General features: G+C 70.5%; 20 protein-coding genes. 8 read left to right on the forward strand and 12 right to left on the reverse strand.

Annotated features, from left to right (window positions below):
* Positions 1-92: 92 nt before the first annotated feature.
* The 5 genes from rbfA to ABD716_RS01805 all read right to left on the reverse strand — a co-directional run bounded on the left by rbfA (position 93) and on the right by ABD716_RS01805 (position 5957).
* Positions 93-533, reverse strand: a complete 441-nt coding sequence (gene rbfA / locus ABD716_RS01785; RefSeq protein ID WP_344773170.1) for a 30S ribosome-binding factor RbfA — start codon at positions 531-533, stop codon at positions 93-95.
* A gap of 66 nt (positions 534-599) precedes the next feature.
* The gene (infB, locus tag ABD716_RS01790) at positions 600-3326 is read right to left on the reverse strand and encodes a translation initiation factor IF-2 (RefSeq protein ID WP_344773172.1); all 2727 of its coding nucleotides are present in this window, start codon (positions 3324-3326) and stop codon (positions 600-602) included.
* Positions 3327-3432: 106 nt separating this feature from the next.
* Complete coding sequence (locus ABD716_RS01795; RefSeq protein ID WP_344773174.1) at positions 3433-3690, reverse strand: YlxR family protein; 258 nt, start codon at positions 3688-3690, stop codon at positions 3433-3435.
* A gap of 53 nt (positions 3691-3743) precedes the next feature.
* Entirely contained in the window at positions 3744-4805 is a 1062-nt protein-coding gene (gene nusA, locus ABD716_RS01800) for a transcription termination factor NusA (RefSeq protein WP_344773176.1), read from the reverse strand.
* Positions 4806-5003: 198 nt separating this feature from the next.
* Positions 5004-5957: an endonuclease domain-containing protein gene (locus ABD716_RS01805; RefSeq protein WP_344773178.1), complete on the reverse strand. Its 954-nt coding sequence runs from the start codon at positions 5955-5957 to the stop codon at positions 5004-5006.
* 186 nt (positions 5958-6143) lie between these two features.
* Between ABD716_RS01805 and ABD716_RS01810 the strand changes: the two genes are divergently transcribed.
* Positions 6144-6740, forward strand: a complete 597-nt coding sequence (locus ABD716_RS01810; protein ID WP_344773180.1) for a gamma carbonic anhydrase family protein — start codon at positions 6144-6146, stop codon at positions 6738-6740.
* A 4-nt stretch (positions 6741-6744) separates the two neighbouring features.
* Here ABD716_RS01810 and ABD716_RS01815 read toward each other — a convergent pair whose 3' ends face one another.
* Positions 6745-7767 (reverse strand): LLM class flavin-dependent oxidoreductase, encoded by a 1023-nt coding sequence (locus tag ABD716_RS01815; protein ID WP_344773182.1) that lies wholly within the window; start codon positions 7765-7767, stop codon positions 6745-6747.
* A 28-nt stretch (positions 7768-7795) separates the two neighbouring features.
* The gene (locus ABD716_RS01820) at positions 7796-9565 is read right to left on the reverse strand and encodes a proline--tRNA ligase (protein WP_344773184.1); all 1770 of its coding nucleotides are present in this window, start codon (positions 9563-9565) and stop codon (positions 7796-7798) included.
* Positions 9566-9675: 110 nt separating this feature from the next.
* On the opposite strand from ABD716_RS01820, the gene ABD716_RS01825 reads away from it, so the two are divergent.
* A complete protein-coding gene (locus ABD716_RS01825) occupies positions 9676-11127 on the forward strand; it encodes an RNB domain-containing ribonuclease (protein ID WP_344773186.1) in 1452 nt (483 codons plus the stop codon).
* 253 nt (positions 11128-11380) lie between these two features.
* Here the strand turns inward: ABD716_RS01825 and ispG are convergent, their stop codons facing one another.
* Both ispG and ABD716_RS01835 read right to left on the reverse strand, forming a co-directional pair.
* Entirely contained in the window at positions 11381-12514 is a 1134-nt protein-coding gene (gene ispG, locus ABD716_RS01830) for a flavodoxin-dependent (E)-4-hydroxy-3-methylbut-2-enyl-diphosphate synthase (RefSeq protein ID WP_344773311.1), read from the reverse strand.
* Between the two features lie 92 nt (positions 12515-12606).
* Positions 12607-13908, reverse strand: a complete 1302-nt coding sequence (locus tag ABD716_RS01835; RefSeq protein ID WP_344773188.1) for a M50 family metallopeptidase — start codon at positions 13906-13908, stop codon at positions 12607-12609.
* A gap of 102 nt (positions 13909-14010) precedes the next feature.
* Here ABD716_RS01835 and ABD716_RS01840 point away from each other — a divergent pair, with 102 nt between their 5' ends.
* On the forward strand, positions 14011-14943 hold the full coding sequence (locus ABD716_RS01840) for a DsbA family protein (protein ID WP_344773190.1): 933 nt from the start codon (positions 14011-14013) through the stop codon (positions 14941-14943).
* A gap of 70 nt (positions 14944-15013) precedes the next feature.
* Positions 15014-15952, forward strand: a complete 939-nt coding sequence (locus ABD716_RS01845; RefSeq protein WP_344773192.1) for an NAD-dependent epimerase/dehydratase family protein — start codon at positions 15014-15016, stop codon at positions 15950-15952.
* Here ABD716_RS01845 and ABD716_RS01850 read toward each other — a convergent pair.
* Both ABD716_RS01850 and ABD716_RS01855 read right to left on the reverse strand, forming a co-directional pair.
* Positions 15934-17013 carry a 1-deoxy-D-xylulose-5-phosphate reductoisomerase gene (locus ABD716_RS01850; protein ID WP_344773194.1) on the reverse strand — a complete coding sequence of 360 codons (1080 nt, stop codon included), beginning with the start codon at positions 17011-17013 and terminating at the stop codon, positions 15934-15936. The genes ABD716_RS01845 and ABD716_RS01850 overlap by 19 nt on opposite strands.
* 39 nt (positions 17014-17052) lie before the next feature.
* Entirely contained in the window at positions 17053-18072 is a 1020-nt protein-coding gene (locus tag ABD716_RS01855; protein WP_344773196.1) for an FKBP-type peptidyl-prolyl cis-trans isomerase, read from the reverse strand.
* A gap of 91 nt (positions 18073-18163) precedes the next feature.
* On the opposite strand from ABD716_RS01855, the gene ABD716_RS01860 reads away from it, so the two are divergent.
* Both ABD716_RS01860 and ABD716_RS01865 read left to right on the forward strand, forming a co-directional pair.
* Positions 18164-19069, forward strand: coding sequence for a hypothetical protein (locus ABD716_RS01860; protein WP_344773198.1), 906 nt, complete (start codon positions 18164-18166; stop codon positions 19067-19069).
* A 21-nt stretch (positions 19070-19090) separates the two neighbouring features.
* Positions 19091-19897: a lysophospholipid acyltransferase family protein gene (locus ABD716_RS01865; RefSeq protein WP_344773200.1), complete on the forward strand. Its 807-nt coding sequence runs from the start codon at positions 19091-19093 to the stop codon at positions 19895-19897.
* Here ABD716_RS01865 and ABD716_RS01870 read toward each other — a convergent pair.
* Positions 19866-20414: an OsmC family protein gene (locus tag ABD716_RS01870; protein WP_344773202.1), complete on the reverse strand. Its 549-nt coding sequence runs from the start codon at positions 20412-20414 to the stop codon at positions 19866-19868. The genes ABD716_RS01865 and ABD716_RS01870 overlap by 32 nt on opposite strands.
* A 52-nt stretch (positions 20415-20466) precedes the next feature.
* Between ABD716_RS01870 and gabT the strand changes: the two genes are divergently transcribed.
* A complete protein-coding gene (gene gabT / locus ABD716_RS01875; protein ID WP_344773204.1) occupies positions 20467-21831 on the forward strand; it encodes a 4-aminobutyrate--2-oxoglutarate transaminase in 1365 nt (454 codons plus the stop codon).
* Positions 21828-22880, forward strand: coding sequence for an asparaginase (locus ABD716_RS01880; RefSeq protein ID WP_344773206.1), 1053 nt, complete (start codon positions 21828-21830; stop codon positions 22878-22880). Before gabT ends, ABD716_RS01880 begins: the two co-directional genes overlap by 4 nt.
* Positions 22881-22895 lie beyond the last annotated feature (15 nt).

Raw genomic sequence — 22895 nt, forward strand, 5'->3', positions numbered from 1 at the left:
GGATCGCTCCCGGGGCCTCTCGTCTGTCGTCTGCCGTCTCGCGCGCCGACAAGAATCACGAGCGGATGCCTCGGCCGAGGCATCCCTTTCGGCTATTCGCCCTCGTCCTCGTCGTCACGCGGCTTCACATACGGGTCCTCGTCGCCGGCGTACTGCGCACCCTGCGCGAGCGCCGCCACCTCGGAATCGCGCGCCGCGGCGGAGCGCAGCAGCTCGTCGATGTGCGCGGCGTTCTCGGGGATCGCGTCGGCGATGAACTCGAGCGTCGGCGTCAGCCGAACGCTGATGTTGCGCCCCACCTCGGTGCGCAGCATGCCGGTGGCGGCTTTGAGCGCCTTCGCCGAGTCGGCGCGCTCCTGCTCGGAGCCGTACACCGTGTAGAAGACGCTCGCGTGCTGCAGGTCGCCCGTCACACGCACGTCGGTTATCGTCACGAAGCCGAGGCGCGGGTCGCGCAGCCCCTTCTCGAGGCGCTTCGCGATGACCACCTTGATGCGGTCGGCCAGCTTCCTGGCGCGTTCCGGATCAGCCATGAGCCGTTCCCCTTTCCTGGGTGAGGAAAGCGCGGGGGCCGGAACCGACCCCCGCGCTGCAACTCACTAGACGCGAGGCTTCTCGCGCATCTCGATGGTCTCGATCTCGTCGCCGACCTGGATGTCGTTGAACTTGCCGAGGCCGATACCGGCTTCGAAGTCGGTGCGCACCTCGGTGACGTCGTCCTTGAAGCGGCGCAGCGACTCGATGGCGAGGCCGTCGGCCAGCACCACGCCGTCGCGGATGACGCGCGCCTTGGCGTTGCGCGTGATCGTGCCGCTGCGGACGTAGACACCCGCGATGTTGCCCCACTTGGAAGAGCGGAACACCTCGCGGATCTCGGCGAGACCCGACTGCACCTCTTCGAACTCGGGCTTGAGCATGCCCTTGAGGGACTGCTCGATGTCGTCGATCGCGTTGTAGATGACCGAGTAGAAGCGGATGTCGACACCCTCGCGCGCGGCGCGCTCGCGGGCCTTGACATCGGGGCGGACGTTGAAGCCCACGATGATCGCGTTGTCGATCGTCGCGAGGTCCACGTCGGACTCGGTGATCGCACCGACGCCGCGGTGCAGGATGCGCAGCTGGACGCTGTCGTCGACCTCGATCTTGAGCAGCGACTCCTCGAGGGCCTCGACGGCACCCGAGACGTCACCCTTGATGATGAGGTTGAGCGACTCGACCTTGCCCTCTTCGAGAGCGCGGGTGAAGTCCTCGAGGCTGATGCGCTTGCGCGCCTTCGCCAGCTGGGCGTTGCGCTCGGCCGCTTCGCGCTTCTCGGCGATCTGGCGGGCCGTGCGGTCGTCCTCGGTCACGATGAACGTGTCACCGGCGCGCGGCACCGACGAGAGACCCTGCACCTGGACAGGGCGGCTCGGAAGCGCCTCTTCGACGCTCTCGCCGTTCTCGTCGAGCATCGCGCGGACGCGGCCGTAGGCCGTGCCCGCCACGATCGAATCGCCGACGCGCAGCGTGCCGGACTGGATCAGAACGGTCGCCACGGCGCCGCGGCCCTTGTCGAGCTTGGCTTCGATCGCGACACCGCGCGCGTCCTTGTCGGGGTTCGCACGCAGGTCGAGCCCGGCATCGGCCGTGAGCAGCACGGCGTCGAGCAGCTCGGTGAGACCGATGCCCTCGCGCGCCGAGACGTCGACGAACATCGTGTCGCCGCCGTACTCCTCGGCGACGAGGCCGAACTCGGTGAGCTGCTGGCGCACCTTCGCCGGGTTGGCATCGGGCTTGTCGATCTTGTTGACGGCGACCACGATCGGCACGTCGGCGGCCTGCATGTGGTTCAGCGCCTCGACCGTCTGCGGCATGATGCCGTCGTCGGCCGCGACCACGAGGATCGCGACGTCGCTGACCTGCGCACCGCGAGCACGCATGGCGGTGAACGCCTCGTGCCCAGGGGTGTCGATGAAGGTGATGGCGCGCTCGGCGCCCTCGTGCTCGGTCCACACCTGGTAGGCACCGATGTGCTGCGTGATGCCGCCGGCCTCGCCTGCGATGACGTTCGTCTGACGGATCGCGTCGAGGAGGCGCGTCTTACCGTGGTCGACGTGGCCGACGACGGTGACCACCGGCGGGCGGGGAAGCAGGTCCTCGTCGGACTCGTCCTCGCGCTCCTGGTCGAGGTCGATGTCGAAGCCCTCGAGGAGCTCCTTGTCCTCGTCCTCCGGCGAGACGATCTGGATCTTGTAGCCCAGCTCGGCGCCGAGCACCTCGAACGTGGCCTCGTCGAGCGACTCGGTCGCCGTCGCCATCTCACCGAGGTGGAACAGCACGGTCACCAGGTTGCCCGGGCTCGCGTCGATCTTGTCCGCGAAGTCGGAGATGGAGGAGCCACGGCGCAGGCGGATGACCGTCGAGCCGTCGCCGCGGGGAACACTCACGCCGCCAAGCGACGGAGCCTCCCGCATCTCGAACTCTTGGCGCTTCGTCCGCTTCGACTTGCGGGCGCGGCTCTTGCCGCCACCGCGACCGAAGGCACCCGCGGTGCCGCCGCCGGGGCCGCGGCCGCGGCCACCGCCACCACCCGGGCGCGGGCCGCCGAAGCCACCACCGGGGCGCTGGAAGCCACCGGCACCACCGGCGCCGCCGGGGCGCTGGAAGCCGCCTGCACCGCCCGGACGACCGGGACCGCCGGGGCGGCCCTGACCTGCACCCTGGCGCTGGAAGCCCTGACCGGGACGCGGGGCGCCGGGGCGCGGAGCACCGGGGCGGGGCGCGCCGGGGCGCGGAGCCTGCGGGCGCGGGATGTTGCCGGGCGACGGGCGCTGGCCCATGCCCTGCTGGGATGCGAAGGGGTTGTTGCCCGGGCGCGGCGTGCCGGCCGGGCGCTGGCCCATGCCCTGCTGCGACGCGAACGGGTTGTTGCCCGGGCGCGGCGTGCCCTGCGGGCGCGGGGCGGCCGGCTTCGCCGGGCCAGGCGTCGGTGCGGAGCCGCCACGCGGGGCATCCGCCTGCGCGGCCGCGGGGCGCTCGACCTCGGGCTGCGCGGCGGGCGCGGGCGTCTCGGCCTTGGGGGCCTCGGCCTTCGGGGCCGGGGCGGGAGCCGGGCGCGGGGCGGCCGGCTTGGCGGGACCCGGCTTGGCAGCGGTCGCGGGTGCCTTGGCACCGGCATCGGCCGACGTGACCAGCTCGGGGTGGTCGCTGACGTAGGCCCGCAGCTTGCGCACTGCAGGCGGTTCGATGGTTGACGAGGGAGTCTTGACGAACTCCTTCAGCTCGCCGTTGAGGATTTCGACCGCAGCCTTGCTCTCGATTCCGAGGTCCTTGGCGATCTCACTCACGCGTGGTTTGGCAGCCACATTTCTCCTGTTCCGAGGCCCGCCCCTCGGTTCAGGGCAGGCGCTAGTTGTGGACGGGTCTCATTTCGAGCCGCTCATTAGTTGTCCATTAGCCGTTCAGCCTGTTCTCTAGCTGGTGGGTGATCTCGACGGTGTCAAGGACGCCCTGCACTCGAAGCGCACGCCCGAAAGCCTTGCGCTGGAGCGCCTTCTTCATGCATTCCGCACTCGGGTGAATCCACGCCCCCCGGCCCGGCATCACGGCGGACTCATCCACCACGACGACGGAATCTTGGGCGACGACCCTCAGAAGAGAGGATCTCGGAGCGCGAGAACGGCACCCGATGCACGTTCTGACGGGTTCCATTCTAGACCCCTCTCTTAACGGGATTTGCCGAGGAGGGTATTCCTCGGCCTGCCCTACTGAGCGGAATCCGGCTGGATGTCGATCTTCGCGCCCGTGAGCTTGGCGGCCAGACGCGCGTTCTGGCCCTCCTTGCCGATGGCGAGCGAGAGCTGGTAGTCGGGCACGAGGGCGCGGACCGCCTTGAGGTTCTCGTCGACGACGTACGCCTTCGTCACCTTCGCCGGGCTGAGAGCAGACGCCACGAAGGCCGCGAGGTCAGGCGAGTAGTCGACGATGTCGATCTTCTCGTTGTTGAGCTCTGCGGTGACGGCGCGCACGCGGGAGCCCATCTCGCCGATGCAGGCGCCCTTGGCGTTGATGCCGGGCTCGACTGCTCGCACCGCGATCTTGGTGCGGTGGCCCGCCTCACGCGCGAGCGAGACGATTTCGACGAGGCCGCCCGCAATCTCGGGCACTTCGAGCGCGAAGAGCTTGCGCACGAGCGCCGGGTGCGTGCGGCTCACGGTGATCTGGGGGCCCTTGAGGCCCTTGGCGACGGACGTCACGTAGACGCGGATGCGGGAGCCGTGGGCGTATTCCTCGCCGGGCACCTGCTCCTCAGGCGGCAGGATCGCCTCGATGGTGCCGAGGTCGACGTGCACCATGCGCGGGTTCGGGCCCTGCTGGATGACGCCGGCGACGATGTCGCCCTCGCGGCCCTTGAACTCCCCCAGCACCGACTCGTCCTGGATGTCGCGCAGCCGCTGGTTGATGACCTGCTTCGCCGCGAAGGCCGCGATGCGGCCGAAGTCGCTCGGGCTGTCTTCGGCCTCGCCGATGACGTTGCCCTCGTCGTCGTACTCGGGCACGTAGACGGAGACGTGGCCGGTCTTGCGGTCGAGGTGCACCCGCGCCGCCGGCTGCTTGGCCGGGGCGTCCGCGTGCGGGGCCGCGGTGTGGCCCGCCGCACCTTGCGCGCCGGGCGCTCCTGCGGGGGCGTGGTGGTGCTGCTCGGCCTGCCCCGTGTGCTTCAGGTAGGCGGTCAGGATCGCCTGCTCGATGATGTGGACGAGCTCGTCGAAGGGGATCTCCTTCTCGCGCTCCATCAAACGCAGGACGCTGAGGTCGATGTCCATGTGCCGGCCTCCTCTGTATTGACTTTCCGGTATTCAGTTCAGCGCACGCAAGTGCCCGCGCTCTCGCGCAGGCTAAACAACCACTCTAGACGAGGCGGATGCCCCGGGCCAGGCATCCGTGCGCGCAGCAGCGGCGCAGAACGCACGTTCGTTCGCCACTGAGCATGCTTTTCGCACCGCCGCATGCCGCCCTGCGGTTCAGCGCCGCCTCGCGAGCATCGCCATGACGCGCGCCAGGAACGCAGGCGCGTCGCCGAAGAGGTCCGCGGAGAAGACGCGGACGACCTTCCAGCCGGCCCCCTCGAGCAACTCGCGACGCCGCTGATCGCGGGCCCACTGCCTGCGATCGCGCCAGTGGTCCTCACCCTCGTACTCGAAGACGACCCGCCACTCAGAGAGCTTGAGGTCGGGGCGGAGCACGATGCCGCCGGCGACCGGCGTGGGATCGTTCACCAGCGGCTCGGGCAGCCCGGCGCCGACGAGGAGCAGGCGCAGGAGAGACTCCGGGCGCGAGTCGACCCCGGTACGCACGCGGGGAAGCGCCCAGCGGAGCTCCCCCGCGCCGCTCGCGTGTGCGTGCCGCTCGACCGCCTCCCGCAGGTCCGCGACTGTTGCCAGAGGCGAGCGATGCCTGCCGTCGGCGACATCGCCGAACACGAAGTAGTCGCCGACCGCGACCAGATCTTCGCGGCTCAGTTCGGAAGCCAGCTGGCACCAGGCATCGGGTGGGGAGACCAGGGCGAAGCCGAAGGCAGTCCGCACGCGGACTCGCCCTTCGCCGACGCGCATGCCGATCACGCCGCGGGTCCGGGGCGGCGTTCGCGGGGAGAAGACCCCGACCACCAACGGCCTCTCATCCCAGCCGCGGGGCAACGGCGCCCGCCACACGAGCGCGGCCGTGCCCCCGGCGAAGAACTGACCGGGAAGCATCCGCGCGCTGTAGTCGCTGCAGGAGCGCTGCGTCGCTGTCAGACGCGACCGCACGGCGTCAACGCCACCACCCTCGACGACGTTCACGCCGTGGAACGGGTGGGCCACGACGGCTTGACGCAGCTGGGCACGGGTGAGGCCGGCCCGTCGGGCGTCGGCCGTGGAGAGCGCCGCACCTTGGAAGCCGGGGGCGATGGGTTTTCGAGGTGTGCCGGTGGTCATGTCGGCCAGCATCCGCGAGGCAACGGCGCTTGCGCGCGCGGCCCGATTATGCACTGTGCACACCTCGCCGCCCCGCCGTGCTGTGGACAACGATTCGCGTGCTCGGGCGGTGCGGAAAGCACGTTCGCGGACTTGCGAGCGTACTTTTCGCACCCGCGGGCACGGGTGGCGGCGCTAGCGTGAGGCATGCTCTACGAACATCAGGGGGTGGCGCCGCGCGTACACGCCTCGGCGGTGATCGCGCCGAGCGCCGTCATCAGCGGGGACGTCGAGATCGGTGCGGGCGTGCAGGTGCTGCACGGCGCGGTGATCACGGCGGAGGGCGGCCCCGTGCGGGTCGGTGCGAGCACCATCGTGATGGAGAACGCGGTGATCCGCGGCGTCTCGGGCAACGCGGTCACGATCGGCGATCACTGCCTCGTCGGACCTCACGCGTATGTCGCAGGCGCGACGATCGAGGCCGAGGTCTTCCTCGCCACGGGCTGCCGTGTCTTCAACGGCGCCGTGATCGGCCGCGGCAGCGAGGTGCGCATCGACGCGATCGTCCATCTGCGCACCACGCTGCCGCCGGGCACCACGGTGCCGATCGGCTGGGTGGCGGTCGGCGCTCCCCCACTCATCGCCTCGCCCGACGACCACGAGGCGATCGAGGCGCGCCAGCGCGAGCTCGACTTCCCCGAGTACGTCTTCGGGCTCGACCGCGAAACCCCCGACCTCATGGTGCAGCTCACCGAGCGCTATGGGGCGAGATTCGGCCGCCACGCCGGCGATCGCGCGGTCTAGCCGGTCAGCGCCAGCCGAGCGCCGGCGCGACGTGCGTCAGGATCGACTCGATGACGTGCGCGTTGTACTCGACGCCGAGCTGGTTCGGCACGGTGAGCAGCAGAGTGTCCGCCGCGGCGATCGCCTCGTCCTCGGCGAGCTGCTCGACAAGCTTGTCGGGCTCTGCGGCGTAGCTGCGGCCGAAGATCGCGCGGGTCGACTCGTCGATCATGCCGATCTGGTCGTGCTCGTCGCGCCCCTGGCCGAAGTAGGCGCGGTCCATGTCGTTCATCAGCGCGAAGATGCTGCGGCTGACCGACACGCGCGGCTCGCGCTCCCAGCCCTCCTCTTTCCATGCCTCGCGGTACAGGCGGATCTGCTCTGCCTGCTGCTGGTGGAACGGCCGTCCGTCCTCGTCGTTCTTGAGCGTCGAGCTCTGCAGGTTCATGCCGTGCTGGGCCGCCCACTGCGCCGTCGCGTTCGAGCCGGCACCCCACCAGATCCGCTCGCGGAGCCCTGCGGAGTACGGCTCGAGCGGCAGCAGCCCCGGCGGGTTCGGGAACATGGGGCGCGGGCTCGGCTGCGCGAAGCCCTCGCCCTCGATCACCTTCAGGAACACCTCGGCGCGGCTGCGGGCCATGTCGGCACCGCTCGGGTCGTCGCCCGGGTCGTAGCCGAAGTAGCGGAAGCCGTCGACGACCTGCTCGGGCGAACCGCGCGAGACGCCGAGCTGCAGGCGCCCACCCGCGATGAGGTCGGCCGCGCCGGCATCCTCAGCCATGTAGAGCGGGTTCTCGTAGCGCATGTCGATGACCGCCGTGCCGATCTCGATCGTCGACGTGCGTGCTCCGATCGCCGCGAGCAGCGGGAACGGCGACGCCAGCTGCCGCGCGAAGTGGTGCACGCGGAAGTAGGCGCCGTCGGCGCCGAGCTCCTCGGCGGCGACCGCGAGGTCGATCGACTGCAGCAGGGCGTCGGATGCCGAGCGGGTCTGCGAATGAGGCGAAGGCGTCCAGTGGCCGAAGCTCAGGAATCCGATGTTCTTCACAGTGCGTGCAACCCGTGCGAGTCGGCTGTTATGCCGCGGTCAGGGCCGCCACCGCGTCGGCGATCGCGACCGTCTCGCGCTCGCCCGTGGCGCGGTTCCAGAGCTCGACCTGGCCCTCGGCGGCGTTACGGCCGACGACGAGCACGCGCGGCACGCCGATCAGCTCGGCGTCGCCGAACTTCACGCCGGGCGACACCTTCGGGCGGTCGTCGTAGAGCACGTCGAGACCCGCGGACTCGAGCTGCGCGATGACGTCTTCGGCGATGCCGTAGACGGCCTCGTCCTTGCCGGTGGCGACCACGTGCACGTCGAAGGGGGCGACGGATGCCGGCCAGATGAGGCCCTTCTCGTCGTTGTTCTCTTCGGCGATGATCGCGAGGATGCGGGTGACGCCGATGCCGTACGAGCCCATGGTGACCGTGACGAGCTTGCCGTTCTCGTCGAGCACCTTGAGGCCGAGAACCTCGGCGTACTTGCGGCCGAGCTGGAAGACGTGGCCGATCTCCATGCCGCGCTCGAGCGTCACGGGGCCCGAGCCGTCGGGTGCCTCATCACCCGGAAGCACCTCCGCCGCCTCGATCGTGCCGTCCGCCGCGAAGTCGCGGCCCGCCACAAGGCCCAGGACATGCTTGCCCTCGACGTTCGCGCCGGTGAGCCAGCCGGAGCCGTCCACGACTCGAGGGTCGATGAGATAGCGGATGCCGGTGCTCGACTTCTCGCCGAGCACGGGGCCCTCGGGCGACCACGGCCCGATGTAGCCCTTCACGAGGCCGGGGTTCTTCGCGAAGTCGGCCTCGGTGGCCGGCTCGACCTCGGCGGGTGCGAAGGCGACCTCGGCACGCTTGACGTCGAGCTCACGGTTGCCGGGGATGCCGACCACCACGAGCTCGCGGCTGCCGTCGAGGTGCGTGAGCGCGAGCACCACGTTCTTGAGCGTGTCCGCGGCGGTCCAGGGGCGGCCGTCAGGCCGAGGGTGGTTCGCGTTGGCGATCGCGACGAGCGAGTCGATCGTCGGCGTGTTGGGCGTGTCGACGATCTCCTGCGGCGTCAACTTCTCATAGCTGCGCGTCGGCGGCGCGACGGTGGTGAACGCCTCGACATTGGCCGCGTAGCCGCCGGCCGACTGTACGAAGGTGTCCTCGCCGACGGGGGTCGGGTGCAGGAACTCCTCGCTGCGCGAGCCGCCCATCGCGCCGGCATCCGCCTGCACGATGACATAGCTCAGGCCGAGACGCTGGAAGATGCGCTCGTAGGCGGCACGCTGCTTCTCGTAGGAGGCGTCGAGCCCGGCATCCGTGTAATCGAACGAGTACGCGTCCTTCATCGTGAACTCGCGGCCGCGCAGCAGGCCCGCGCGGGGGCGTGCCTCGTCGCGGTACTTGTCCTGGATCTGGAAGATCGTGAGGGGCAGGTCCTTGTACGACGAGTACAGGTCCTTCACGAGCAGGGTGAACATCTCCTCGTGCGTGGGCGCGAGCAGGTAGTCGCCGCCCTTGCGGTCCTGCAGGCGGAAGAGCAGGTCGCCGTACTCGTCCCACCGGCCAGTGGCGTCGTACGGCTCGCGGGGAACGAGCGCCGGGAAGTGCACCTCGTGTGCGCCCGCCGCCTCCATCTCCTCGCGGATGATCCGCTCGATCTTCGCCTTCACCCTGAGCCCGAGCGGCAGCCACGAGAAGACGCCGGCGGACGTGCGCCGGATGTAGCCGGCCCGCACGAGCAGCTTGTGGCTCACGACCTCGGCGTCGGAGGGGTCTTCGCGCAGGGTGCGCAGGAAGTAGTTGGAAAGGCGAGTGGGCACGATCCAAGTTTTCCATATCGCTCTGCGCGCCTTGACAGCTCCGCACAGCCGTTCAGCCGCTCGCGGTCGAACCGTGATCAGCAGGCCGCGTGCCGACTAGCCTCGGGGGCATGGCGCGACGCAGCTCTCGACTCTCGGCATCGGCGGCGCAGAGCGAGCTGGCCGACGCGCTGGCTGCGCTGCGCGCCGAGCTCAAGGTGCCCGTCGAGTTCCCACCCGCGGCGCTCGCGGAAGCAGAGCAGGCATCCCGCGCCCCACTCGGCGAACTGCCCGACCTGACCCGCCTCGACTTCCTCACCATCGACCCCGCCGGGTCGACCGATCTCGACCAGGCGATGCATCTCGCGGTGACCGATGCCGGATTCGAGGTGCACTACGCCATCGCCGATGTGCCGTTCTTCGTCACGCCGGGCGGTGCGCTCGACGATGCGACGCGGCGTCGCGGGCAGACGCTGTACGCCCCGGACGGGCGGATTCCGCTGCACCCGACCGAGATCTCGGAGAGCGCCGGGTCGCTGCTGCCCGGCCAGGTGCGGCGCGCGTTCGTGTGGCGCTTCGAGCTGGCGGGTGACGGCGCTGTGACCAGCACCTCGCTGACGCGGGCGCTCGTGAAGTCGCGGCGGCAGTGGTCGTATGAGGAGGCGCAGCGGGCGCTCGACGACGGCACCGCTCCCCCGGCGCTCGCGCCCCTGCCCGCGGTCGGGAAGGCGCTCATCGCACAGGAGGCGGCGCGCGGCGGCGCCTCACTGAACACCCCCGACCAGGAGATCGTGCTGACGCCGGCCGGCTACGGCGTCGAACGGCGGGTGCCGCTGCCTGTCGAGGACTGGAACGCGCAGCTCTCGTTGCTGACGGGCATGGCCGCCGCGCGGATCATGCTCGACGGGGGCGTCGGCATTCTGCGCACCATGCCGCCGGCCGACGAGGCAGCGGTCGCCGCGTTCCGCGCACAGACCGAATTGCTCGACCTGCCGTGGGCAGAGGGCACCGAGTACGGGGAGTATCTGCGCACGCTCGACCGCACGCAGCCGCGGGCGCTGGCGGTGCTGCAGGCCGCGGCGTCGCTGTTCCGCGGCGCGGGCTACGAGGCGTTCGACGGGGCGCCGCCCGCGCAGCCCGTGCAGGCCGCCCTCGCCGCGCCGTACGCGCATGTGACCGCGCCGCTGCGCCGGCTCGTCGACCGCTGGGGGCTCGTCGTGTGCGAGGCGCTCTCGGCGGGGAATCCGGTGCCCGACTGGGCGCGCGACTCGCTCGGCGAGCTGCCGCACATCATGGCCTCGACGTCATCGGTGGCGGGTCGATTGGATGCCTCAGCTCTCGACCGCGTCGAGGCGGCCGTGCTCTCGGCCCGCATCGGCGACGCGTTCGATGCCGTCGTGCTCACGCAGAACCACACGAGGACGCGGATCCAGCTGGCAGAGCCGGCGGTCGACGCATCCGTCGAGGGTGTCGTGGGCGAGCCGGGCGAGGTCGTGCGCGTGCGGCTCGCTGCCGCCGAGATCGCGACGGGCACGCTGACCTTCGAGCCGCTTGAGGCGGCCGGCCGGCTGATCTCGGGCTAGACGCCCGGCGACACTAGGCGCGGAATCCCGACTGCCCGTCCCCCGCCCGGCGACACTAGGTGCGGAATCGCGACTGCCCGTCGCCCGCCCGGCGACATTGGGTGTCGAAATCCCGCACCATTTCCGCACCAAATGTCGCCGCGGGCTTCTCGAGAAGGGCTTTCCCGCACCTAATGTCGCCGCGGGAAAGCGACCGCAAGGGAGCACAAGGGAGCGCCCCGGCCGGGCCGGGCCCCACCGGCCCGCGCCGAGCTCAGTGCCCGACGGTGACCGAGGGCGCCCCCACCGGAGCGTCGACGCCCATCTCGTCGGCGATGCGCTGGGCCTCGGCGATCAGGGTCTGGACGATCTCGGCCTCAGGCACGGTCTTGACGACCTCGCCCTTGACGAAGATCTGGCCCTTGCCGTTGCCGGACGCCACGCCGAGGTCGGCCTCGCGCGCCTCGCCCGGCCCGTTCACGACGCAGCCCATGACCGCGACACGCAGCGGCACGGTGACGTCCTTCAGGCCTTCCGTGACGTTGTTCGCGAGCGAGTACACGTCGACCTGGGCACGGCCGCACGACGGGCACGAGACGATCTCGAGCTTGCGCTCGCGCAGGTTGAGCGAGCGCAGGATCTGCAGGCCGACCTTGACCTCTTCGACCGGCGGGGCCGACAGCGAGACGCGGATCGTGTCGCCGATGCCCTCTGAGAGCAGGATGCCGAAGGCGGTCGCCGACTTGATGGTGCCCTGGAACGCCGGGCCCGCCTCGGTGACGCCGAGGTGCAGCGGCCAGTCGCCGCGCTCGGCGAGCAGGCGGTAGGCCTTGACCATGACGACGGGGTCGTTGTGCTTGACCGAGATCTTGAAGTCGTGGAAGTCGTGCTCCTCGAAGAGCGACGCCTCCCACACGGCGGACTCGACGAGCGCTTCGGGCGTCGGCTTGCCGTACTTCTGCAAGAGGCTCGGCTCGAGCGAGCCGGCGTTGACGCCGATGCGCAGCGACACGCCCGCGGCCTTCGCACGGCGCGCGATCTCGCCGACCTGGTCGTCGAACTTGCGGATGTTGCCGGGGTTCACGCGCACCGCGGCGCAGCCTGCGTCGATCGCGGCGTAGACGTAGTTCGGCTGGAAGTGGATGTCGGCGATCACCGGGATCTGGCTCTTCTTCGCGATGATCGGCAGCGCCTCGGCGTCATCGCGGCTCGGCACGGCGACGCGCACGATGTCGCAGCCCGCCGCCGTGAGCTCGGCGATCTGCTGAAGCGTCGCGTTGATGTTGGTCGTCGGCGTCGTCGTCATGGACTGCACGCTGACAGGGGCGTCACCGCCGACCAGCACCTTGCCCACCTTGATCTGGCGGGACTTGCGACGAGGGGCCAGAACGTCGGGCGCCGAAGGCATGCCCAGATTGATTGCTGCCACGATTGCCAGTCTAGGTAGCGCGTTGCACTTGCCACTGGGGATTCCCCTGGCAACCGGCAGGGGCGTTCCGGCTACCCCGCCGAGATCGGCTTCACGAGGTCGGCGTAGGCGAGCAGCAGCTCCATCGCGATCAGCACCGTCACGACGCCGAAGGTGAGGGGCAGCAGCCGAGCCATGTCGACGTGCCTGGGCGTGCGACCACGGCGGAACACCGCGAAGAACCACCGCTTGCCCTGCTCCCACAGCGCACCGAGGATGTGGCCGCCGTCGAGCGGCAGCAGCGGTACGAGGTTGAACACGAAGAGCGAGATGTTGAGCGCCGCGATGATCGACAGCAGCCACTCGAGCCGATCGACGAGCGGCGTCGCCGTGTTGCTGGCCACATCGCCGGCGAGACGGCCGACGCCGATGAGCCCGACGGGGCCGTTGGCGTCGCGTGCCTGCGTGCCGAACGCGGCGTTCCAGACCTGCACCATGCGGTTCGGAAGGTTCAGGAACACCCCCGTCGTCTGCGAGAGCTGCTTCCCGACGAGGCTCGGCACGGCCGAGATCGGCTGCCGCACGTTCCCCTGCGCGAACGAGAACCCGACCACGCCGGCCTGGACGACCTTCTCGTTGCCCTGGGCATCGGCGACGGTCTTGCTCGAGAGCACCGGGGTCACCGAGAGGGTCACGTCGCGGCCGCCGCGGTCGACGACGAGCGCGATCTTGCGGCCGGCCGCGTCGCCGATGAGGTCGGATGCCTTCTGGAAGTCGTTCCCCACCGGGTGCCCGTCGACGCTCACGATGCGGTCACCCGCCTTGAGGCCGGCCTGCGCAGCGGGCGCGACCGGGTCGGCATCCGTGCAGGTGGTCGATGTGCTGGTGGCGGGCTTCAGGCACTGCGCGACTGAGTCGACGACGGGGATGCTCGACGGGATCCCGACGCCGACCGTGATGATGCCGATCACGATCACGGCGATCACGAGGTTCGCGAAGGGGCCGGCGAACATGATGATGATCCGCTTCCAGGGCGCCGCCGCATAGAAGGCGCGATGCTCTTCGCCCTGCGGGACCGTCTCTGCGCTCGACTGCCGCGCGCTGTCGATGAACTGCGCAAGGCGACCGCGGCGCGGTTGCTCGCCGTCGGGCCCCGGCGGGAACATGCCGATCATGGCGATGTAGCCGCCGATCGGCAGCGACTTCACGCCGTATTCGGTCTCACCCTTCTTGCGGCTCCAGATCGTGTTGCCGAAGCCGATCATGTACTGCGTCACCTTGACGCCGAAGATCTTGGCGGCCGTCAGATGCCCCAGCTCGTGCAGGCCGATCGAGACGCCGATGCCGACGAGGATGACGACGATCCCGAAGAGGAACAGGAGCACGGATTCCACCCGCCGAATGTATCCGCACCGCCTTTGAAGCTGCCGCAAGACGGCTATGTGTGACGCGGGCGAGTGGGGCAGGCATCCCTCGCTCACATAGGCTTTCGTCTCGTGACGAATCCCGATCGCCAGACGAAGGCCCAGCGCCAGAACGCCGCACGTGAGAAGGCCCGCATCATGCGGGAAGAGGCCAAGCGCAAGGCGCGCCGCAACAAGTTCCTGCTGCAGGGCGGCATCGGCCTCGCGATCGTCGCCGTCATCGCGATCGCCGTCGTCGTGATCGTGAACGTGGCACGGCCCGCCTCGAACGCCGGGCCGAAGAACATGATCAGCGACGGATTCGTGCTCACAAGCACCACCCAGTACGTGGCGACGCCGGCGATTCCCAACGGCGGCAAGCCCACGCCGACCAAGCAGGCCGACGACGGCAAAGCCCACATCACCGTCTACCAAGACCTGCAGTGCCCCTACTGCCAGCAGTTCGAAGAGGCCAACGATGCCCAGATCTCGAAGTGGCTGGATGCCGGCACGGCGACCCTCGAGATCAAGCCGATCTCGTTCCTCGACCGCAGCTCGGGCACGAACCGCTACGCGAGCCGCGCCGCCAACGCGCTCGCGTGCGTCGCGAACTACGACCCGTCTGACTTCTTCGCCGTCAACAAGTCGCTCTACGACAACCAGCCGCAGGAGAACACCGGCGGCGCCACCGACGCGCAGATCCTGTCGTGGCTGAAGAAGGGCGGCGCGAGCAGCTCCCAGATCACCGACTGCGTGCACAGCGAGAAGTTCAAGGGCTGGGTGAAGGCCGCGACCGACCGCACCACTCCGCCGGGAACCAAGATCCCCAACTCGAACTACACCGTGCCGTCGCAGGGCTTCTCGACCCCGACGATCATCGTGAACAAGCAGGTCTACACCGCGCCGACCACCGGCCAGGGCCTCGCCGACACCGCCGCCTTCGCAAGCTTCATCGAGAAGACGGTGCCGGGCTGGTCGGCGACGGGCGGCTCGACGTCGTCCCCGACGCCGTCGCCCGCCGGCTGACGCGGAGCACGCCGCACCGGAATCCGCAAGGAGGCTGGCTCGTCGCGCAAGCGCGGGCTAGCCTCCTCGCATGTCCGGCTCGTCTCACGTCGTGGTGGGCGCGGGCCTCATCGGCCGCCGCGTCGCGCGGCTGCTCGTCGATCGCGGCGACCGCGTCACGCTGATCACGCGGCGCGGCACCGAGCTGCCGGGCGCCCGCGCGGTGGCCGCGGATGCCTCGGACGCCACGGCTCTCGCCGCCGTGTGCGACCACGCCAACAGGATCTTCCTGTGCGCCAACCCCGCGATCTACAGCGCCGAGGAGTGGGCCCGGGTGTGGCCGCCGATCTTCCGCGCCGCCATCGCGGCCGCGCGCAGCGCCGGCGCCGGGCTCGTCGTGATGGGCAACCTCTACCCATACGGCCTGCCGCAGGGGCCGATGACCGAGCACTCGGCTGAGCGCACGACGAGCCGGAAGGGCCTGATCCGCAAGGCCGGGTGGGAGGCCGTGAAGGCCGCACACGACGCCGGCGAGGTGCGCGCCGTCGAGGTGCGCGCCTCGGACTACTTCGGGCCGGGGGCGGGCGCGACCGCACTGCTCGGCGAGCGCTTCTTCGTGCCGGTGCTCGAGTCGCGCGTCGCCCGGGTGGTCGGCAACCCGTCGCTGCCGCACAGCTGGTCGTACCTCGACGACATCGCGGCGACGCTCGTCGCCGCGGCCGACTACCCGGGCGAGTGGGGCCGCGTCTGGCACGTCCCGAGCGGCGAGCCGCACTCGCAGCTCAAGATCGCGGCGACCCTGAACGCGTGGTTCGGAACGAGCGGCAGGGTCGCTCCGATTCCGCTGCTCGCGCTGCGCACCATGGCGCTGTTCAGCCCGCAGCTGGCGGGCGTGCTCGACGAGAGCTATCAGTTCAGGAATCCGTTCGTCCTCGATGCGAGCGAGACCGAGCGGATGCTGGGCGTGCGCGCCACGCCCTGGGAGCAGTCGCTGCGCGACACCGCGCAGAGCTACCGCGCGATCAGCTGATCGGCCGTCGCCCGCGCCCACTCCTCCGCAGCGGCGAGCGACTCGCGCGTGAGCGCCCCGGACGGGTCGTGCGCATCGACCACGCGCTGCACGGTGTCGACGATGTCGAGGAATCCGATGCGGCGATCGTGGAACGCGTGGACGGCCTGCTCGTTCGCCGCGTTGAACACGGCCGGGTAGGTGCCGCCCGCCTCCCCCACGCGCTTCGCGAGCGCCACGGCGGGGAACGCCGCGTCGTCGAGCGGCTCGAAGGCCCAGGCATGCGAGGTCGCCCAGTCGATCGGCGTGCCGGCCCCGGCGACCCGGTGCGGCCAATCGAGCCCGAGCGAGATGGGCAGCCGCATGTCGGGCGGGCTCGCCTGAGCGAGCGTCGAGCCGTCGACGAACTCGACGAGCGAGTGGATGACCGACTGCGGGTGCACCGTCACCTCGATCGACGCGAACGGCACGTCGAACAGCAGGTGCGCCTCGATCACCTCGAGGCCCTTGTTGACGAGCGTCGCCGAGTTCGTCGTGACCATGAGCCCCATGTCCCAGGTGGGGTGGGCGAGCGCCTCCGCCGGCGTCACGCCCGCGAGAGACTCGCGGCTGCGGCCGCGGAACGGACCGCCGGAGGCGGTCACGATGAGCCGCCGCACCTCGTCGTGGGTGCCCGAGCGCAGCGCCTGCGCGAGGGCGGAGTGCTCGGAGTCCACCGGCACGATCTGGCCCGGCCGCGCGAGCCCCGTGACGAGCTCGCCGCCGACGATCAGGCTCTCCTTGTTGGCGAGCGCGAGCGTGCGGCCGCTCTCGAGGGCGGCGAGCGTCGGGCCCAGGCCGACGGAGCCGGTGATGCCGTTGAGCACGACGTCGGCATCGACCTCGCGCACCAGTGCCTCGGCCTCGGCTGCGCCGAGCGCGGTGTGGGCGACGGAGAACTCGGCCGCCTGCGCCGAGAGCCCCGCGGCATCCGTGCCGGCGGCGAGCCCGACGACCTCGAAGCGGTCGCGGTTCGCGCGGATGACGTCGAGCGCCTGTGTTCCGATGGAGCCGGTGGAGCCGAGGATCAGGACGCGACGCACAGCCGCCACGTTACCGGGTCGGATGCCGCCCGCCGCCCGCTACTGCCCGGACGACGTCGCGAGGATGTCGACAACGAAGACCAGCGTGTCGGTGCCCTTGATGCCGGCGTCGGAGTTGCCGGTCGAGCCGTAGCCCTCCGCGGGCGGGATCACCGCGACCACCTGAGAGCCGACGTTCTGGCCGACCAGCGCCTTGCTGAAGCCGGTGACGACCTGGTTGGTCGCGAAGGTGACCGGCTGGCCGCTCTCCCAGCTCGAGTCGAATGCCTTGCCGGTGCGCCAGTTCACTCCCGTGTAGTGCACGGTGACCTGGTCGCCGCTCTTGACCGTGGTGCCCGTACCCTTCTTCAGCACCTCGAGCGCGGTCGTCGTCTTGCCGACGGTCTGCGTCTTCGGGATCGTCACGGTGGGCTCGCCGCTCTTCGCGAGCTTCACCGTCGGGAAGCCGGCCTTCGGGGTCTGGGCTGCGCCGTTCGCCTTCGCGAGGGCCTTCGGCTGCATGCTCTTGATGTCGATGACGAAGACGACCGAGTCGCTCTTCGTGAGGTTCAGCTGCGAGAGGTTGCTCGTGCCGCCGAACGCCGTGGCGGCGGGAGCGGCGTAGGCGACCCGAGAGCCGACCGGCAGGCACTCGATGGCGTCGGTGAAGGCCGGGAACTGCTGTGAGCCGCCGAGCTCGAGCGACGGCGCCGCCTGGGTCGCGTCGTAGCCGAGCGGGCTGGTGAGCTGCTCGCCGCTCGTCGCGTTGTAGGCCGAGAACGCGATCGTCACGGTGCGGCCGGCCTCGGTCTTGTCACCCGTGCCCTTGATGAGCACCGAGCGCTGCTCCTTCGACGCCTTCAGCCCCTTGTCGAAGGTGATCTTCGGCGCGCTCTTCTGGTCGCCCGTGGCCTTGATCGAGTCGGAGGCGGTGCCGGAGCCGAGGGTGCATGCGGCAGCGGCAGCGCCGGCCGACGGCTTCGAGTCGCTCTTCGCCTTCGAATCGCCGTTGCCCGCGCAGGCGGTCAGCAGAAGAGCGGAGGCCGCCGCGAGGACGACGAGGGAGACGGATTTGCGCACGAAAGAACTTCCGGTTCGAGGGGTGGAAGCTCACAGTCTGCACTACGGACTTATCCGGAGTCTCAAGATCGCGTGCACGTATGGTGGGCGCGTGCCGATCAGCCGCGCCACCGTCTGGACCGCTCGCGCCGCCGCCGCGGCGGTGCTGCTCGTGATCGCCGCAGCGCTCACCACGCTGTCCGTCCAGACGGTGCACGAGAGCCGCGCAGACACTGCGCCGCGCAGCACGAACGTCGACGACGCCGATCTGCCGCCGTTCCGGGCCGGCGAGCTCATCAGCGACGATGCGTTCTACAACGCCGACGCGATGACGCGGGCCGGCGTCGAGCAGTGGCTGCTGCGCATGCCCTGCTCCCCCGCGGACGACTCCCCATGCCTGGCTTTCTTCCACCAGAAGACGGCGACGCGCGCGGCGAACGACAACTGCGAGCGCTACACCGGCGGCCGCGACGAGACGGCCGCCGCGATCATCACGAAGGTCGCCCACGCATGCGGCATCAGCCCGCGCGTGCTGCTCGTGCTCGTGCAGAAGGAGCAGTCGCTCGTCACCCACCCGAGCGCGTACGGCTACGAGCGCGCGACCGGGTATGCGTGCCCCGACACCGCCGACTGCGACGAGAAGTACTTCGGATTCTTCAACCAGCTGTACTCCGCCGCGTGGCAGCTGCGCGAGTACAGCAACCCGAAGGACGACTGGCCCATCGCGCCGGGGGCGGCGAAGGTGCAGTACTCCCCCGACGCGTCCTGCGGGGCATCCGTCGTCAACATCGCCAACCAGGCCACCGCGAACCTGTACCTCTACACGCCCTATCAGCCGGACGAGTACACGCGCGCCCACCCCGACGGGCCCGCGCGCGCCTGCTCGGCCTACGGCAACCTCAACTTCTTCCGCCTGTACAACGCCTGGTTCGGCGACTCGCGAGCGGTCCGGTTCCCCGAGTGGTGGGGCCCCTGTCTCGACAATGTCGGCGGTGTCGCATGCCGCCCCGGGAATTGATCTGCGATTACCCTTGGCCGAATGGCACTCGAAGCTGACACCTCCGAGCCGGCGGATGACCGCGAGACCGATCTCGACGACGAGGCGCCCGCTGCTCCGGACATCCGTCACGCCAATCGCGGCCTCTACACGCTCGCCCGCCTGACCATCGCGCCGCTCGCGCGAGCGATCTTCCGGCCGCGGGTCATCGGCCGCGGCAATGTGCCGAAGCGGGGGCCGGTCATCATCGCGAGCAACCACCTCTCGTTCATCGACTCGGTCGCGATCCCGATGGTCGCCCCGCGCCGCGTGCGCTTCCTCGCCAAATCGTCGTACTTCGACGGCACCGGGTTCCGCGGCGAGCTGCAGCGCCTGTTCTTCAGCTCGGTCGGTGCGATCCCCGTCGTGCGGGGGGCGGGCAGCGCGGCGCAGTCGGCGCTCGACCAGTCGCGTCGCATCATCGAGTCGGGTGACGCCTTCGCGCTCTACCCGGAGGGCACGCGGTCACTCGACGGCCGGCTCTACAAGGGCCGCACGGGGGCTGCCTGGCTCGCGCTCACCACCGGCGCGCCCGTCGTGCCGGTCGGGCTCAAGCGCACCAACGACTTCCTGCCCGTGGGAGCCAAGATCCCCCGCCGCGTGCGCATCTCGATCGAGTTCGGCAAGCCGCTCGATCTCACTCACTTCGGGCCCGCCGACTCGGGCAAGGCGCGCCGGCTCGCGACCGACGAGATCATGGCGGCGATCCAGGCGCTGTCGGGCCAGGAGCTCGCGGGGGCCTACAACGAGGCGCCGCCGAGCGGCACCGTCGAGCGCGTCAAGCGGATGCTGCACCCGGAGCGGCTGTAGCCGAGCCGACCGCCTCGGCGCCGCCCGCCGCCGCGCCTGCGGCCGGTGCGGCGACCGTGATCTGCGGCTCGTGGCCGACCGGGAAGTTCACGGACGAGGCGATGAAGCACATGCGCTGCGCCTCGCGGTGCAGCTCCTCGGCGAGGGCGAGCTGCGAGGCATCCGTGATCACCACGCGCGGCCGCAGCGTGACCGAGGTGAAGTGCCCGCCGCCGTCTGGGGTCTGGGCCATGGTGCCGACCGCGTCGTCGGCGTAGTCGACGACCGTCACGCCGGCCGTGGTCGCGGCGTGCAGGTAGCTGAGCATGTGGCACTGCGACAGCGCGGTGAGCAACAGCTCCTCGGGATTCCAGCGGTCGCGGTCGCCGCGGAACGACGGGTCGGCGCTTCCTGCGATCTCGTGCTTGCCTGCGGCGCTGACCGTGTGGTCGCGGCCGTAGTCGCGGTAGCCGCTGGTCCCGGTGCCGCGATTTCCGCTCCAGCGCACGGCGACGGCGTAGTGGTGCTCGAGTGCCATGCGGCCAGTCTGTCACCCGGGGTGGGGCCCGCGCCGCCGCTAAACTTCCTGCATGACCGACACGACGACGCCAGCGCCGCCCGCCGAGTACACCGTTCCGCAGGAGCGCCGCGTCGTCACCGAGATCCCCGGCCCGAAATCGCGCGCGCTGCACGCGCGCCGCGAGGCCGTCGTCGCCGCCGGTGTGTCGAGCGCTCTGCCGGTCTACATCGCCCGCGCCAACGGGGCCGTTCTCGAAGACGTCGACGGCAACCGCTTCCTCGACCTCGGCGCCGGCATCGGCGTCACGACGGTCGGCCACACGCAGCCCGAGGTCGTCGCGGCCGCGACAGCGGCGCTCGGGTCGCTCACCCACGGCATGGCGACGATCACGCCGTACGAGTCGTATGTGCAGGTCGCCGAGTTGCTCGCGCAGCACACGCCCGGCGACTTCCCGAAGAAGTCCCTCCTCGTGAACTCAGGCGCGGAGGCCGTCGAGAACGCGGTCAAGATCGCACGGAAGGCCACGGGGCGGCGCGCGGTCGCGGCGCTCGAGCACGCCTATCACGGCCGCACCAACCTCACGATGGCGATGACCTTCAAAGCCATGCCGTACTCGGCCGGGTTCGGGCCGTTCGCGCCCGACGTCTACCACGCGCCGGGCTCCTATCCGTTCCGTGACGGGCTGAGCGGGGCGGATGCCGCCGCGCGCACGATCCTCTACCTCGAGAAGCACATCGGCGCGTCCGACCTCGCCTGCCTCGTCGTCGAGCCGATCCAGGGCGAGGGCGGGTTCATGGTGCCCGCCGACGGCTATCTGCCCGCACTGCAGCGCTGGTGCAACGACAACGGAGTCGTGTTCGTCGCCGACGAGATCCAGACCGGCATGGCACGCACCGGCGCCTACTACGCGAGCGAGCACTTCGGCCTCGTGCCCGACGTGGTGCTGACGGCGAAGGGCATCGCGGGCGGCCTGCCCCTCGCCGCCGTCACCGGCCGCGCCGAGATCATGGATGCCGCACACCCCGGCGGCCTCGGCGGCACCTTCGGCGGGAACCCCGTCGCCTGCGCCGCCGCGGTCGCCGTGTTCGAGCAGATCGAGGCGCGGGGGCTGCTGGCCGAGGCCCGGCGCATCGACGCCACGTTCCGGCCGCTGCTTGAGCAGCTCAGGGCGAAGCACGACGTGGTGGGCGAGGTGCGAGGAATCGGGGCGATGCTCGCGATCGAGCTCGTCGAACCCGGCACCCGCGACACCAGCAGAACGCCGCACGCGACCGCAGTGCCGGCGATCATCGCGCACGCGGCGCAGCAGGGCGTGCTGCTGCTGTCTGCCGGCACGTACGGGAACGTGCTGCGCTTCCTGCCGTCGCTCGCCGTCACCGACGCGCACCTCGAAGACACCGCCCGCATCATCGACGACGCGCTGGCGGCACTGTGAGCGACCGCGTGCAGACCCCGGCCCACGGCCTTTCCGACCTGACCGCGGGCTCGACGCGCGCGGCCGAGACCGCGACACTCGCGGACTCGGCCGAGCTCGCCGTCGTCGTGCGCGGCGACTTCGTCGAGTCCCGCCACGCGGGCAGCGCCGTCGTGCTCGGGCAGGACGCCGCCGTCCTGCGCACGGTCGGCGACCCTTCGGCCCCCGTGTTCGCACGGTCGTCGCTCAAGCCGATCCAGGCGCTGGCCGCGCTCTCGGCCGGCGCCGAGCTCGAGGGCCCCGAACTCGCGGTCGCCGCGGCGAGCCACACCGGAACCCCGGCGCACGTCGCAGCGGTGCGCAGCATCCTCGCGAAGGCGCAGCTGCCCGAGAGCGCCCTGCGATGCCCCGCCGTCATGCCGGCCGACGGCGAGGCGCGCGCCGGCGTGCGCTCCTCGGGCGGCGGTCCCGCGCCGATCTATATGGAGTGCTCCGGCAAGCACGCCGCCATGCTGCTCGCCTGCGTCGCGAACGGGTGGGACGTCGAGGGGTACCTCGACCCCGAGCACCCCGTGCAGAAGCACATCGTCGACACGATCGAGCGGCTGACCGGTGAGAAGGTGGCGAACGTGGCCGTCGACGGCTGCGGCGCCCCCACCTTCGCGGTGACGCTCATCGGGCTCGCACGAGGCATCCAGCGCATCGCCACGGCGCAGGCGTCGTCGCCGTTCCCGCTCTACAAGAAGGCGGCGGCGGTCACGCAGGCGATTCGCGACTTCCCCTGGGCGATCCACGGTCAGGGCCGCAGCGACAGCGTGCTCGTCGAGCGCCTCGGCGTGCTCGCGAAGCGGGGCGCCGAGGGCCTTCAGGTCGTCGCCGCACCCGACGGCACGACCGTCGCGCTCAAGGTGCTCGACGGCGCCCACCGCCCGGCAACCGTCGTCGCGCTCACGCTGCTCGTGAAGGCGGGCGCCCTTCCTGCCGCGCCTGTCGCCGCTGTGCTGCCCGACGTCGTCGGCGCCGTGCTGGGTGGCGGGCAGCCTGTCGGAGAAGTGCGACCGGTCGTGTAGACCTGCCCACCGATT

The sequence above is a fragment of the Gryllotalpicola kribbensis genome, from assembly GCF_039538245.1.
Lineage (GTDB): Bacteria > Actinomycetota > Actinomycetes > Actinomycetales > Microbacteriaceae > Gryllotalpicola > Gryllotalpicola kribbensis.